Below are 14,574 nucleotides of genomic sequence, written 5' to 3'. Positions count from 1 at the left end.
AAGACCCATGGCCGAGGCCGCCACCCACCCCGCTCCCGACGAGCGGATCTACGACTACCAGGACGACCGGGACGCCAAGTGCCCGTTCGCACCGCCGCCCGGACTGCGCGCCCTGAACGACACCTCGCCCGTCACCCGGGGCCGGATCTGGGACGGCAGCACCCCGTGGCTCGTCACCGGCCACGCGGCGCAGCGCGCGATCCTGTCCGACCCCCGGGTCAGCTCCGACGACAAGCTGCCCGGGTTCCCCTTCCCGAACCGGCCGATGGCGGAGAGCGCCCACCTGCACCCGCTCACCATCTTCAACGCCGACGGCGCCGACCACACGCGCATCCGCCGCATGATGACGCGCCCCTTCACCCGCCCCCGCATGGAGGCGCTGCGGCCGGAGATCCAGCGCATCACCGACGACCTCATCGACAAGATGCTCGCGGGCCCGAACCCCGTCGACCTGGTCCACGCCGTGTCGCTCCCCCTGCCCTCGCTGATGATCTGCGCGCTGCTCGGAGTGCCGTACGACGACCACGAGTTCTTCCACGAGCACGCCTCCTTCGCCACCCGCAGCGACAAGACCACCGAGGAGCAGAACCAGGCCAACGCGGCGCTCGGCGGCTACCTCGCGGCACTCCTCCAGAAGAAGATGGAGGAGCCCGGCGAGGACGTCCTGACCGACTTCGCCGGACGCGTCAAGGACGGTGACCTCACCCTCCCCGAGGCCACCCTGCTCGCCATGATCCTGCTGATCGCCGGGCACGAGACCAGCGCCACCATGATCACGGTGGGCACCGCGCTCCTCATGGACAACCCCGAACAGCTGGGCGCGCTGCGGCAGATCGAGGACTCCAAGGACGTGGCTCCCGCGGTCGAGGAGATCCTGCGGTATCTCACCGTCGCGCAGTTCGGACAGCGCCGGATCGCCGCCGAGGACTTCGAGTTCGAGGGCGCGGACATCAAGGCCGGTGACGGCATCGTCGTACCGCTGCCCGCCGGCAACTGGGACCCGGACGCCTTCCCCGAGCCGGAGAAACTCGACCTCACCCGGGACGCGCGCCACCACCACGCGTTCGGCTGGGGCATCCACCAGTGCCTCGGCCAGCAGCTCGCCCGCATCGAGCTCCAGGTCGTCTACGGCACCCTCTACCGGCGCGTCCCGACCCTGCGCCTGGCGGTCGACCGCGACGACCTCGACTTCCGCCCGTCCGACGCGCTCGCCTTCGGGATCAGCGAGCTGCCGGTCACCTGGTAGGTCCCCTCAGCCCAGGGCGCCCGGAGCCGCCGGACACCGCCCGAGAACGTACGGAGTCACCATGAGCGAGTTCAGCTTCGACGGACGCGTGGCGGTCGTCACCGGCGCGGGCCGCGGTATCGGCCGGGCCCACGCCCGGCTGCTGGCGGCCCGGGGCGCCAAGGTCGTCGTCAACGACCTCGGCGGCTCGATGGAGGGCGAGGGCACCGACACCGGGCCCGCGCAGCAGGTCGTCGACGAGATCAGGGCGGCCGGCGGCGAGGCCGTCGCCGACACCCACGACGTGTCCACGGAGGCGGGCGGCCGGGCGATCGTCGACTCCGCGATCGAGCACTTCGGCCGGATCGACGTCCTCGTCAACAACGCCGGCATCATCCGCTGGGCGGGCCTGCCCGAGGTCGACCTCGACAACCTCGAACGCCACCTCGCCGTCCACCTGCTCGGCTCCTTCAACACCCTGCGGGCCGCCTGGCCGCACTTCGTGGCACAGGGCTACGGCCGGGTCGTGCTGACCACGTCCAGCGGAGTGCTCGGGCTGCCGAACAACCTGTCGTACGCGGCGGCCAAGGGCGGCACCATCGGCCTGGCCCGCAGCGCGAAGCTGGCGGGGGAGCCGCACGGCATCAAGGTCAACCTGATCGCACCGGCCGCGATGACCCGCATGGGCGGCGGCCCCGAGGAGGAGCCCGCCGAGGCCGCGCCCGGACAGCCGTACATGCCGTCCGACGCGGTCGCGCCTATGGTCGCCTACCTCGCGCACGAGAGCTGCCCGGTCAGCGGGGAGATCTACACCGCCGGTGCGGGCCGCTTCGCGCGCCTGTTCATCGGCTCCACCGAGGGCTACGCCCACGAGGGCGGACCCGCCTCGATCGAGGACGTCGCCGGGAACTGGGACGCCATCAACGACGAGAAGGGCTACTACGTCCCCGCCGACCTGATGGCGTGGTCGGGAGCCTTCCTCAAGCACCAGTACGGCGGCTAGGAAGCGGCCCCGACAAGCGTGCCCGTGCCGGAGCCGTCCTGCCCGTGATGCTCCGGCGCGGGCACATCGGCATGCCCTGAGCAGTGGTTCCGGGTGCCGCTCAGGACCGTGGCCGGGGTGCCGGCTGCTCGTCCCACGACTCGTAACCGCGCCCGGGACCGCCTTCGGGGAAGCCGCCGTCCGCGAAGGCCGCCAGGGCCAGGGTGTCGTCGTCGTTCTGCGCTCCCGCGCCCCGGTAGGTGATGGTGTCGGGCAGCATCGCCAGCGCGGTCGTGCCCTGGCCCTCGTCGGACGGGCGCAGCTGGACCCGGATGCCGTGCCGGTCCGCGAGGCGTCCGACCACGTACAGGCCCATGCGCTGGGAGATCGCCACGTCCACGGTCGGCGGGTTCGCCAGGTTGTGGTTGATCTCCGCCAGCTCCTCGGGCGGCAGCCCGATGCCCCGGTCGTGGATCTCCACCATGATCCGGCCGTCGGGCAGCCGTGCCGCGGTCACGCGGACGAGGGAGTGCGGGGAGGAGAAGGTGGTGGCGTTCTCCAGGAGTTCGGCGAGCAGATGCACCAGGTCGGTCACCGCACGGCCGTGGATCTCCGCCTCCGGGACCCCCGACGGCTCCACCCGCTCGTACTGCTCGACCTCCGAGGACGCCGCGCGGATCACGTCGACCAGGGGCAGCGGCTGGTCCCACTGCTGGGCGGGGGTCTCGCCGCCCAGCACCAGGAGGTTCTCGCCGTTGCGCCGCACGCGCGTGGCGAGGTGGTCCAGCTTGAAGAGGTTGGCCAGCTGGTCCGGGTCGGCCTCCTTGCCCTCCAGGCCGGTGATCAGGGCGAGTTGGCGCTCGATCAGCGACTGGTTGCGGCGGGCGAGGTTGCCGAAGATCGTGTTGATGTTGGCGCGCAGCAGGGCCTGTTCGGCGGCCAGCCGGACGGCCTCGCGGTGCACGTGGTCGAAGGCGCGGGCGACCTCGCCGATCTCGTCCGTGGTGGTGATCGGGATCGGCGCCACCAGCGGGTCGACCCGGCCCGGGATGTCCCGGGTGAGCTGCGTCAGCAGGGCCGGCAGCCGCTGTCCGGCGATCTCGTGGGCCGAGGCGCTCAGTCTCCGCATGCTGCTGCTCATGGTCCTGGCCACCCACGCGGCGAGCAGGAAGGCGACGAGGACCGCGGCGACCACCAGCGCGGCGTTGACGATCGCGTCCCGCCGGGCGTCGTCCGCGATGTCGTGGGCGTCCGCGAGGGCGGTGTCGGTGAGGTACACCTCGACACCGCGGTACGCGTCGAAGCTCAGCGTGGAGGCGGCGAAGAAGGTCTCGGCCGTGATGCCCCGCGCGGCGAGCTGCGTGGCCGTCTTCCCGGAGGCGATCTCGGCGGCCATGGTGTCCAGGTCCGGCGGGGCGACGAAGGTCTTGCCGGCCGCCTCGGCCCGCTCCTTCGCCGCCTGGACCTGCTCCTTGCCCTGCTTCTCCGCGTCGGTCAGCGCCTTGCGCAGCCGGGCCATGTCGGCATCGGTGCCGGCACCGGCGTACTCCTGGAGCGCGACCTGTTCGAGGTAGACGTAGGAGCTGAACGAGCCGAGCTGGGACTGGAGTTCACCCTGGGCGAGCTTGTCGCGGTCCTCGACCAGGAGGTGGGTGCCGATGGCCCGGATCAGGGACTCGGCGGCCTGGGTCAGGGAGACGGCGTAGAGACTGCGGCCGAAGCTCGCCTGGTTGGTGCTGCCGAAGCCCAGCTCGTTGGAGATCTCCATCAGCGGGTGCTGGACGGCGTGGTAGCTCTCCTCGGTCTGCACCCCGGTCAGCTTCGCGGTGAAGGCGTCGGCGCGGACCGCGGCGAGCTGCTTCTCGCCCGCGCGGACCAGCTCGACGCGGCGCAGCAGGCCCGGGGTCCGCGGCATCCGGGCCACCGCCGCGTCGAACGCCTTCGCGTCCGCGTCGGTGACCGCCCGGGCCTTGGTGACCACGCTCGACGTCCGGTCGCCGTCGACCAACGGGATGACCGACACGTCCCGTTCGTTGATCGCGTCGCTGGCGTACTTGTTCGCCGCCTGCACCAGCTCCGCCACCCGCACCGCGTCGTCGGCGGCCTGCCAGGTGTCCACGGAGCGTTTGACTCGCACGCCGCCCAGGACGAGCGCGACGAGCACCGGGATGAGCAGGATGGCCTGAAGCTTTCTGGCCACACGCCAGTTGCGGGTCACGAGTCCCCGGCGGGGAGCGGATGAGGTCTTCGACACGATCGTCCTCACGGTCACGGTTCGCGTTGCTGCACTCTCTCAACGTGTCGCCCATGGGAAGTTGTTCAGATCGACTCGGTGACCGATCCGGAGGGAGGGTGCGCAACACGAGCATCTTCGGCCAATTCCTAGCACCGTGAGTTCACTTGGGGCTCGGCTTTTGTCGAATGTTGTGAGGAAACAGTGGCCGTTGGTGAAGTGGTGAAGTGGTGAAGTGGTGGGTCAGTGGCGTCGGGAGCGGCGGACCGTGAGGACCGCCACGTCGTCGTGCGGGCCGCCGCGGTCGGCGAAGGCGCGGGCGTCGTCGTGCAGGGTCTGCGGCAGATCGTTGGCGGAGAGCGCCACGTACTTCGCCAGCCGCTCGTCGACCGGGTAGAAGGTGCCGTCCGCGGAGCGCGTCTCGGTGAGACCGTCGGTGCTCAGCACCAGCGTCGCGCCGTCGGGGAAGTCGAACCAGCCCACGGTCGTCGGCTCGTCGGCGAGTTCGGCGAGGCCCAGCGGGACACCGGTGTCGAGGTCGGGGACGCTGACCTCGCCGTCGTACAGGACGTAGGGCAGGACGTGTCCGCAGTTGACGGCCTGCACCTCGGTCTCCGCGTCGACCCCGACGACGAGGGCGGTGACGAAGCGCTCGTCGTCGCCGGTGTGCGTGGCGTAGGAGTTGTGCCGCACGACCGCCGCGTCCAGGGCGTCGGCGAGCGCGGTGAGGGTCGGCTCGCGGTGCGCGGCCTCGCGGAAGGCGCCGATGACGGCGAACGCGGCCCCCACGGCGGTCAGCCCCTTGCCCTGCACGTCCCCGATCAGCACCCGGGTCCCGAAGGGCGAGTCGACCACGTCGTAGATGTCGCCGCCGACCAGCCGGTCCTCCTGGAGCGGCTCGTACACGCCGTTGACCAGGACGTCGTCGGTCAGCAGGGGCAGCGGGTGCAGGATGTGCCGCTGCATGGCCGCGGCGGTGGAGCGCAGGCGCAGCATCGCGTGCTCGCGCCTGATCCGCCGGTGACAGCCGTAGACGGAGGTCGCGGCCAGGCCGAGGGTGAAAAGGATCAGCAGGAGCCGGTCGAACCAGTGGCCCGCGTCCCGGTCCCGCAGCAGCACACTGGCGGTGACGACGACCGTGGTCCACACGGCGACGAACGTCGTCTGGCGGACCGTGCCCAGCGCCGAGGCGGCTCCGGGCAGGAACACCAGCAGCCCGAGCAGCCACACCTCGGACCCGGACAGCGCGCCGAGCAGCTCCACCACGCCCGTGATCGTCACCACCGAGGCGACGAGCTGGGTGTTCCCCGGAGGCTCGATGGTGTCGAAGGCCTCGCCGGATCTCTTGCGGCGAATACCGGTCATGCGTGCTCCCGGGGAGGTGGTGATCTCCCTCTACGGTATGCAGCTCCGCTGTGAGCCCGCGCGCCGCCCCGCCCTAGGTTGAAGTTTCAAACACGCTGGGTCGAAGCTTCGGTACGGCGCCGGGCGCGCGGCACCGGCACCGGGTCCACCCCCTCCACCACCGTGTTGGTGAGGCTGCCGACGCCCTCGACGGTCAGGGTGACCGTGTCGCCCGGCTTCAGCGGCGGTGGGTCCTGCTCGCCGCGCAGCCCCCACAGCTCCGCGAGGCAGCCGCCGTTGCCGCAGGTGCCCGAGCCGAGGACGTCACCGGGGCGCACCCAGGTCCCGCGTGAGGCGTAGGCGACCATCTCCTCGAACGTCCAGCTCATGTGGGACAGCAGATCCTCGCCGACGGTCGCACCGTTCACCGAGGCCGTCAGCGCCAGCCGCAGGAACCCGTCCGCGTCCCGGTACCCCTCCAGCTCGTCGGCGGTGACCAGGTACGGGCCCAGCGTGGTGGCCGTGTCCTTGCCCTTGCAGGGGCCGAGGCCCACCCGCATCTCGGCGGACTGGAGGTCACGGGCCGACCAGTCGTTGAGCACCGTGTAGCCGACGATGTGCTCCCGCGCCTGTTCGGGGGAGAGGTCGCGGCCCTCCCTGCCGATCACGGCGGCGACCTCCAGCTCGAAGTCGAGCACGGCCGACCCCGGTGGCACCGGGATGTCGTCACCGGGGCCGTACACCGCGTACGGGTTGGTGAAGTAGAACGTCGGCGCCGCGTACCACTGCTCCGGCACCCCGGCCGCACCGTCCACGGACCGGCGGACGCCCTCGACATGCTCCTCGAAGGTGACGAAGTCCCGCACGGTGGGCGGCTGGAGAGGCGGCAGCAGCCGCACCTCGGACACATGGGGGCCGGCCGGGACGTCGGGCGGTCCGGGCAGCCCGCCTCCCTCGGCGAGCAGAGCGGTCAGGGACCGGACACCGGGCAGCGGACGGAGGCGGTCGTCCTCGTCGACGACGGCCACCTGGTGCCGGCCGCGGTGTTCGTACGTTGCGAAGCGCATGGCGGATCCTGTGGTGGAGGCGGGGTCAGACCGGCGGGGCGACGAACACGCCCCGGTCGACGTCGTTGAAGGACTCCTTGGCGACCAGCTCGTTCATCGGGTTGGCCGTGCCCCACTGGTCGGTGACCTCGGGGCGGGAGAAGTCGTAGACGTGCGGATGCCAGGTGTCCTCGTCGAGGACCTCCAACTCCGTCGTGTACTCGACCGTGTTGCCGTGCGGGTCGAGGAAGTACGTGAAGGTGTTGTTGCCCGCCATGTGCCGGCCCGGCCCCCAGACCTTCTTGAAGCCCGCCCGCATCACCCGCCCCGAACCGCGCATGTACTCGTCCAGCCCGCGCATCTCGAAGGAGACGTGGTGCAGCGAGGTGTGCGGACCCTTCGCCAGCGCCATCGAGTGGTGCTGATTGCTGATCCGCATGAAGTGCATGACCTCGCCCATGCGCGGCGAGTGCAGGGTGTCGGAGAGCCGGAAGCCGAGGTGCGTCGCGTACCAGTCCCGGGTCCTGTCGAGGTCCGGCGAGTTGAGGACGACATGGGAGAGCTTGACCGGGATGGCCTCCTTCTCCTCGATCTTGCGGTGCTGCCGTACCTCGACGTCGGCGGAGACCTCGATGGTCCGGCCGTCGACGTCGAAGAAGCGGAAGCCGTAACCGCCCCCCGGGGTGTCGACCTTGCCCGGCCGGGAGATCAACTGCACTCCGCCCGCGAGCAGTTGCTCGGCGAGGGTGTCCACGTCGGCCGCGCTCGCGGCGCCGTAGGACACCAGGTCGAGCCGCTTCTCCTCGGCCTTGCGCAGCCGGATCACATACTGCTCGGGGCTGCCCTCGGCGGCCAGGAAGGAGATCCCGGAGTCCTCGGCGACCTTGGTCAGGCCCCAGACGCCGGCGTAGAAGTCGAGCTGCTTGTCGTAGTCCGGCACGGCCAGGTCGACGTGCCGCAGGTGGGTGAGCAGGCGTGCGCCCATGGTGTCAGTCCTTCCGGAGGAGGGCGGCGGCGTTGCCGCCCCGTACGGCGTGGAAGTGGTGCTCGGGCAGGTCCGCGGCGCGCAGTGCGGCGAGCGGGTCCTCGGTGCCCATGTCGAAGGGGAAGTCGGAGCCGAGCAGGACCCGGTCCGGCCCGGCGACACGGATCAACTCCAGCAGTACGTACGGGTCGTGGACCAGGGAGTCGAAGTAGAGCCGCCGCAGGTAACTGCTCGGCTCCCGCGCGCAGCCGAGGGCGTCGGGGCGGGCCCGCCAGGCGTGGTCGGAGCGGCCGATGTGGGTGGGCAGATAGCCGCCGCCGTGCGCCGCGATCAGCTTCAGGCCCGGATGCCGGTCCAGGACGCCGGAGAAGATCAGATGGGAGAGGGCGACGGCGTTCTCGACGGGCTGGCCCACCGTGTTGGACAGGTACCACCGGTCCAGGCGCTCGTCGAGCGTGCAGCCGAAGGGGTGCAGGAGGACGAGCGCGCCAGTCTCCGCGGCCCGGGTCCAGAAGGGCTCGTAGGCCGGGTCCGACAGTTCGCGGCCGGGCGCGTGCGAGGAGATCTCCACGCCCCGCAGCCCCTGGTCCAGCGCGTGGTCGAGCAACTCGGCCGTCAGGTCCGGGTGTTGGAGCGGGACCAGGCCCAGGCCGTGCAGCCGGTCGGGGGCCTTCGCGCAGTGCGCCGCCGTGGTCTCGTTGGCCGACCGGCAGATCCGGTCGGCGAGTTCGGGTCCGGCCCAGTAGTGGTAGTGCGACGGCGACGGGCTCACCAGCTGTACGTCCACGCCCTGCGCGTCCATCGCCGCCAGCCGCACCGAGACGTCCGTCAGCCTCGGCACCCGCGCGCCGACCATGGGCCCGTTCACGGCCAGCGCCGCCGGGCCGTTGCGGCGCGCGTCCAGGGCGCGGGCCTCGGCGAGACCGGGATGACCGGCGACCGCCTCCTCGACCTCGGGCAGCAGCAGGTGGGCGTGGACGTCGATCGTCGGGGTGGGATCGGTCACGGCAGTTCCTTCAGGACGCTCAGGGTGCGGAACATCAGCCCGGGCACGTCGGCGTCGCGCTCGCCGTCCAGCAGCCACCGGGCGAGCTGCACGGAGGCGTCGACGACCATGCGCACCCGGGCCATCCGCCGGGCGCGGTAGCCGGTGAGGAGCCGGTCCAGGGGCGCCGGGCCCCAGTCGTCGGAGCCGGCCGCGGCCAGCAGCTCGGCGAGGACCAGGACGTCCTCCAGGGACATCGCCGCGCCCTGGGCGAAGGTCGGCGGACAGGCGTGGACGGCGTCCCCGACCAGCACGACCCGGCCCCGGTGCCAGGCGCCCTCCACCAAGTGCCGGTCGAACCACGTGTAGTTGACGGCCTTCGGATCGGTGAACGCGGCACGCAGCTGCGGCCACACCCCGCCGTACCCCTCGCTCAGCGACCGCATCTCGTCGGCGTACCCGCCCAGGTCCAGGGAGGCCCGGTCGCGGGCCCGTTCGACGAGATACGCGTACACGGTGGTCTCGCCGGTCGGGCAGTACCCGGCGATGAAGCACGGGCCGCCGTAGATCATCTCGGTGCGGGTGACACCGGCGGGGCGGGGCGCCGGAGCCCGCCAGATGCCCATGCCGACCGGCTCGGGTCCTTCGGTGATCCCGATCGCCCGGCGGGTGGCGGAGTTCAGCCCGTCGGCGCCCACCACCAGGTCGTAGCGCCGGTCCGTGCCGTCCGAGAAGGTCACCTCGACGCCCTTGTCGTCCTGTGCGAAGGCGGTGGCCGTGGTGCCGAGGCGGACGTCGGCGCCCGAACCGCGGACCGCGTCGATGAGGAGCCGCTGGAGCACCGGGCGCTCCATGCCGATGTGGGCGGGCAGGTCGTCCCCGCCGGTGCGCAGCTCCTCGTGGGCCTGCAGCACGGTGCCGTCGGGGGCGAGGAGGGCGACGCCTTCCGCGGCGTAACCGTGCTCCTCGACGCCCGGAAGGACGCCCACCTCGCGCAGGACCCGCAGGGCGTTGCCCTGGAGGGTGATCCCAGCGCCTGCCGAGGCCTTCCAGTCGGGGCTCGCCTCGACCAGGTCGACGGCGATGCCGGCCCGGCGGAGCAGGACGGTCAGGGCGTTGCCGGAGGTGCCTCCGCCGATGACCAGGACGGATCTGTCGGTGCTGTGAGCCATGTCGGGGAACTCCCGGGAACGGGCCGCGCGACTTCGGGCGGCGGGATGCGGCTCTCGCCCGCCGGGGGAGCGGGCCAGGGTGGGGACGGGGATGCGGATCAGGGGTGGGGACGGGGGGACGGGTGCGGAGCGGGTGCGCCGGTGGGGTCCGGGGAGGGCGACGGTTCCGGGGCGTGGGCGTGGGCGTGGGCGTGGGCGGGGAAGGGCCGGGAGCCGGGAGCCGGGCGGTTACTTCACGGCGACCGGGTTCACGGGGGAGCCGACCGCGCCGGTGATCGGCAGGGGAGCGGCGGTGAGCCAGAACTCGTACACACCGTCGTCCGCGCAGTCCGCGGCGAGCGTGTCGAGGTCCCACATCTCGCCGATCAGCAGGCCCATGTTGGGGATGACGACCTGGTGCAGCGGCTGGAAGGCGTCGTCGAACTCGTTGGGCCGGACCTCGAAACCCCAGGTGTCGGTGGCGATCGCGGCGATCTCGCGGGCGTGCAGCCAGCCGGCCGTGGTGAAGGACAGCCCGGGTGCCGGACCGCCCGCGTAGTCGCCCCAGCCGCCGCGCCGCACCCGGGCCAGCTGCCCGGTGCGCACGAGCACGATGTCGCCGCGCCCGACGGCCACACCGTTCGCCTCGGCGGTCGCGGTCAGATGCTCCTCGGTGACGGCGAAACCGTCGGGCAGCTCACCGTCGGTGCCGATCACGCGGCCCACGTCCAGGAGCACCCCGCGACCGGCGACGTACGGCGCCATGTGCTCGATGCCGGTGACGAGGTCGCCGTCCGAGGTGACCGTGGTCGCGGCGTCCCGGCCGTTCCAGGCCCTGCCGTGGTCGAAGATGTGCCCGAGCCCGTCCCACTGCGTGGAGCACTGGAGCGGCATCGCGATCACGTCGTCGGCGCCGCCGATGCCGTGCGGGAAGCCCTGGTTGCCGAGGGCGGCGTCGGTGCCCGTGTCCAGCATGGTGTGCACCGGGTTGGTGCGCCGCCGCCAGCCCTTCTGCGGGCCGTCCATGTCGAACCGCTGCGACAGCGAGAAGCTCGTACCCCGCCGGACCAGCGCGGCACCCTCGCGGCGCTTGGCCTCGTCGAGGAAGTTCAGCGTGCCCAGCACGTCGTCCGCGCCCCAACGCCCCCAGTTCGAGTACGCCTTGGCGGCCTCGGCGATCGCGCCCTCGGGGTCCCGGCGGTTCACAGCGCCTCCGCCACACAGCGGGTGCGCTGGGCACCGAGCCCGGTGACGGACCCCTCCATCACGTCGCCGTCGCGCAGCAACCGGCCCCAGTGGATGCCGTTCCCGGCCGGGCTGCCGGTCAACACCAGGTCACCGGGCAGCAGTTCGGCGGTCTGCGAGATGTACGACACCAGCCGGGCCACCCCGAACAGCATGTCCTTCGTGGACTCGTCCTGCATGGTGTCCCCGTTGAGCTTCAGCGTGACCCGCAGGTCACCGGGGTCGGCGATCGACCCGGCCGGCACGATCCACGGCCCGAGCGGGGTGAACCCGGGCGCGTTCTTGCTGCGCAGCCAGTCGGTGCCGATGGCCTTCATGTCCCGGCGGAAGACGGAGGCCCGGTCGGTGAGGTCGTTGGCGATCGTGTACCCGGCGACGTACTCCAGGGCCTCCTCGACCGGCACCCGCTCGGCGACCCTCCCGATGACGACGGCCAACTCCAGCTCCCAGTCGGGCTGTTCGGCCCAGGAGGGCAGCACGACATCGTCGTAGGGGCCGGTGATCGCGCTCGGCAGCCCGATGAACACGTACGGCAGGTCCTCGGCGGCCCGCCGGTCCATCACCGCGGCGATCTCCGCCCGCGCCTCCTCGACCGTGCGGGGATCGTCGGGGGAGCGGTGCGCGACCTCCAGGTCGATCACGTGCTGCCGGTAGTTGGCGCCGGACTGGAAGACCTGCCGGGGCTCGACCGGGGCGTGCACCCGCAGGCCCGCGAGCGGCCGCCGGTCGAGCGAGGGGTCGTCGGCGAGGGAGTGCAGCACGGGGAGGATCTCCTCCCACCGCTCCAGGACGGCACGTATGCCGGACGGTGCCCAGTCGAGAGCCCTGCTCAGATCGAGGACCCGCTCCCCGGCCAGGAGACCGGGGAAGGGCGCCCCATCGGGGGCGGAGAACGTGCCGAGCGCGAACGGGCCGGCAGGTTGCGCGAGCGTGGCCATGAGATTTCCTCCCGCTGGGTTGCGGTCTACTCTGACCTCGATGTGTCAATCACGGAAATCAATCCTGTGGATTCGGTGAATCCACGGCGTGGATACTCGTTCCGAGCTGCTCGGTGGTGCCGGTGAACCTGTCCCGACTCGACCTCAACCTGGTCGTGGCCCTGCGCGCCCTCCTGGAGGAACGCAATGTCACCCGGGCCGGCGAACGCGTGGGACTCAGCCAGCCCGCCATGAGCGCGGCCCTGTCCCGGCTGCGCCGCCATTTCGACGACGAACTGCTCGCCCGCACCGGGAACGCCTACGAACTCACCCCGCTCGGCGCGGCCCTGCGCGACCGCAGCGCGACGGCCTGCGACCTCCTGGAGCGGGTCTTCGCCAGCCAGGCCGACTTCGACCCGGCCGCCGAGACCCGCGAGTTCACGCTGCTGGCCTCGGACTACGGCGCGGCAGCGTTCGGCGCCCCGCTCTCCCGCGCCCTGCACGAGGAGGCACCCGGCATCCGGGTCACCTTCCAGCACCCGGCGCCCACCATCGTGGAGAACACCGCGACCGTCCTCAGCACGGTCGACGGACTGCTGATGCCGCACGGCGTCATCGACGGCTTCCCCGGCGTCGACCTCTACCAGGACCGCTGGCTGTTCCTGGTCGCCGACGACAACCACGAGGTCGGCGACGAACTCACCCTCGACCTGCTGGCCCGCCTGCCCTGGGCGGTCTACCAGCGTCCCTACGACGCCGGCGCGGCCCGTCAGCTCAGCATGATCGGCATCAGCCCCCGGGTGGAGGTGTCGGTGCAGACCTTCCAGCTCCTGCCCCACATGGTCGAGGGCACCCGCCGCGTGGCCATGATCCAGGAGCGCCTGGCCCGCGGAGCGGTCCGCTCCGCCGCCGTCCGCGTCCTGCCCTGTCCCTTCGAGGCGGTCCCGGTCCGGCAGGCCCTGTGGTGGCACCCCGTCCACACCCAGGACGCGGCCCACATCTGGCTGCGCCGGAAGGCCCAGGAAGTGGGAGCGACCCTGACGGGAGACGCGGGTCCGACGGGCGCGCAAGCACCCTGAAGGGGCGCGGGGTCGTACGGATGTGCGGCTTCGCGGTTGAAGGAAAGCCCCCGATGCGGTCAGACCACGTCTTCGGAAAGCGGCCGAGAACGTACGGCGGTCAGCCCCACGGCGACAAGCAGCGAGGTCACCCCCAGCACCCCCACGGCCCCCGCCAGACTCCCCACCACGGACTCCCCGGCGAGCAGCACCAGCGGACAGACGAACTCCCCGCCGAAGAACGCCGCCATCCACAGCCCGGTCCCACGCCCGCGATCCTCGAACGCCAGCCGGGACATCGCACCGGTCAGCAGCGCCGGCAACAACATGCCCGTACCCACGCAGTTGATCACCGCACCGGCCACCAGCAGCGGCGCGCTCCCCGCGAGGAACATCACCCCGAACCCCGCCGCGCAGACCGCGAACACGGCGGGCAGCATCGGATCGGGCGCCCGCTTCAGCCGGGCGAAGGCGACCGCCCCGCCCACGGTCGCCGCGCTGGCGACGGCAGTGGACAGTCCGATCATCCCGGAGTCGGACACCCCGAGGTCGTCGAGCAGGTACGACATCTCGACCGGCACCGTGTAGAAGACCATCGCCCCGAAGAAGGTGAGCCCGCAGACGCCGCCCAACTGCCGCCAGGGGAAGGGCCGTCGAGCCGTGGCCGGGGTCAGGGCCGTGGCGCCGCGGACCGTGGGGCCGGGCAGCGCGGCCACCATCAGCGGGGCCAGCACCAGACTCACGGCGTACACCCAGAACGGCACCCGCCACCCGGCCGCCCCCGCGACCCCACCCAGCACGAAGAACACGGTCGCTGAGGCGGACGCGCACATCGTCTGCAGGGCCAGGTACTTCACCCGCCGCCGACCCGAGTAGTAGTCCCCGATCAGGGTCGTGCAGCACGTCATGATCGCGGCCTCGGTGACCCCGACCAGCGCCCGGCTCACGATGATCGCCCCCAGGGACGACAGCCACAGCGGCGCCGTACCGAACACGGCGTACAGCAGTGTCGCCACGATCAGCAGCCGCTTGCGCCCGAGCCGGTCCACGATCACCCCGGCGAACGGCGCCAGCAGCGCGAGCGACAGCGCGGGCACGGTCAGCGCCAGCGGCACCAGGGCCTTCGCCCCCGGTACCGACGCGAAGTGGTCCTGCATCTTCGGCAGCACGGGGGCGATGAGGACCGCGCCGAGGATCGGCAGACAGCTGCCGGCCATCAGCAGGGTCACCCGCAGCAGATGGGCCGGGCCCGTGACGGGGACGGGCTCGACGGCGGTGGTGTCCACCGCGGCGGGGGACGGGGGCACGGATCCGGGCATGACGACTCCAGGGGACGGCGTACGGGAGACGGGCATGCCGTGAGCGGTGCGCCTGCGACGGCGCACGGCATGCCGGTGAGGTCC

12 protein-coding genes are annotated in these 14,574 nt (G+C 71.9%); 3 read left to right on the top strand and 9 right to left on the bottom strand.

The window, feature by feature from the left end:
• Positions 1–7: 7 nt before the first annotated feature.
• Together G3I78_RS27940 and G3I78_RS27935 are read left to right on the top strand one after the other, a co-directional pair.
• Positions 8–1,246 (top strand): cytochrome P450, encoded by a 1,239-nt coding sequence (locus G3I78_RS27940; RefSeq protein WP_164429382.1) that lies wholly within the window; start codon positions 8–10, stop codon positions 1,244–1,246.
• 61 nt (positions 1,247–1,307) lie between these two features.
• On the top strand, positions 1,308–2,228 hold the full coding sequence (locus G3I78_RS27935) for an SDR family NAD(P)-dependent oxidoreductase (protein WP_164429380.1): 921 nt from the start codon (positions 1,308–1,310) through the stop codon (positions 2,226–2,228).
• Between the two features lie 100 nt (positions 2,229–2,328).
• On the opposite strand, the gene G3I78_RS27930 is transcribed toward G3I78_RS27935, so the two are convergent.
• The 8 genes from G3I78_RS27930 to G3I78_RS27895 all read right to left on the bottom strand — a co-directional run bounded on the left by G3I78_RS27930 (position 2,329) and on the right by G3I78_RS27895 (position 12,134).
• A complete protein-coding gene (locus G3I78_RS27930) occupies positions 2,329–4,407 on the bottom strand; it encodes a nitrate- and nitrite sensing domain-containing protein (RefSeq protein ID WP_343243868.1) in 2,079 nt (692 codons plus the stop codon).
• A gap of 276 nt (positions 4,408–4,683) precedes the next feature.
• Positions 4,684–5,805 carry a PP2C family protein-serine/threonine phosphatase gene (locus G3I78_RS27925; RefSeq protein ID WP_164429376.1) on the bottom strand — a complete coding sequence of 374 codons (1,122 nt, stop codon included), beginning with the start codon at positions 5,803–5,805 and terminating at the stop codon, positions 4,684–4,686.
• Between the two features lie 86 nt (positions 5,806–5,891).
• Positions 5,892–6,851 carry a fumarylacetoacetate hydrolase family protein gene (locus tag G3I78_RS27920; protein WP_164429374.1) on the bottom strand — a complete coding sequence of 320 codons (960 nt, stop codon included), beginning with the start codon at positions 6,849–6,851 and terminating at the stop codon, positions 5,892–5,894.
• 25 nt (positions 6,852–6,876) lie between these two features.
• On the bottom strand, positions 6,877–7,815 hold the full coding sequence (locus G3I78_RS27915; RefSeq protein ID WP_164429372.1) for a VOC family protein: 939 nt from the start codon (positions 7,813–7,815) through the stop codon (positions 6,877–6,879).
• 4 nt (positions 7,816–7,819) lie between these two features.
• Positions 7,820–8,821 carry an amidohydrolase family protein gene (locus G3I78_RS27910; protein WP_164429370.1) on the bottom strand — a complete coding sequence of 334 codons (1,002 nt, stop codon included), beginning with the start codon at positions 8,819–8,821 and terminating at the stop codon, positions 7,820–7,822.
• Positions 8,818–9,972: an FAD-dependent monooxygenase gene (locus tag G3I78_RS27905; RefSeq protein ID WP_164429368.1), complete on the bottom strand. Its 1,155-nt coding sequence runs from the start codon at positions 9,970–9,972 to the stop codon at positions 8,818–8,820. Before G3I78_RS27905 ends, G3I78_RS27910 begins: the two co-directional genes overlap by 4 nt.
• A gap of 228 nt (positions 9,973–10,200) precedes the next feature.
• Positions 10,201–11,157 carry a cyclase family protein gene (locus tag G3I78_RS27900; RefSeq protein ID WP_164429366.1) on the bottom strand — a complete coding sequence of 319 codons (957 nt, stop codon included), beginning with the start codon at positions 11,155–11,157 and terminating at the stop codon, positions 10,201–10,203.
• Positions 11,154–12,134 carry a fumarylacetoacetate hydrolase family protein gene (locus G3I78_RS27895; RefSeq protein ID WP_164429364.1) on the bottom strand — a complete coding sequence of 327 codons (981 nt, stop codon included), beginning with the start codon at positions 12,132–12,134 and terminating at the stop codon, positions 11,154–11,156. Before G3I78_RS27895 ends, G3I78_RS27900 begins: the two co-directional genes overlap by 4 nt.
• A 122-nt stretch (positions 12,135–12,256) precedes the next feature.
• On the opposite strand from G3I78_RS27895, the gene G3I78_RS27890 reads away from it, so the two are divergent.
• Positions 12,257–13,192 (top strand): LysR family transcriptional regulator, encoded by a 936-nt coding sequence (locus tag G3I78_RS27890; RefSeq protein ID WP_164429362.1) that lies wholly within the window; start codon positions 12,257–12,259, stop codon positions 13,190–13,192.
• 59 nt (positions 13,193–13,251) lie between these two features.
• Here G3I78_RS27890 and G3I78_RS27885 read toward each other — a convergent pair whose 3' ends face one another.
• Complete coding sequence (locus G3I78_RS27885) at positions 13,252–14,490, bottom strand: MFS transporter (protein WP_164429360.1); 1,239 nt, start codon at positions 14,488–14,490, stop codon at positions 13,252–13,254.
• Positions 14,491–14,574: the final 84 nt, after the last annotated feature.

The organism is Streptomyces sp. SID13726 (genome assembly GCF_010548375.1).
Classification (GTDB): Bacteria; Actinomycetota; Actinomycetes; order Streptomycetales; family Streptomycetaceae; genus Streptomyces.
The sequence above is the reverse complement of the archived record's forward strand: the minus strand, read 5'-3'. Positions and strand labels throughout refer to the sequence as shown.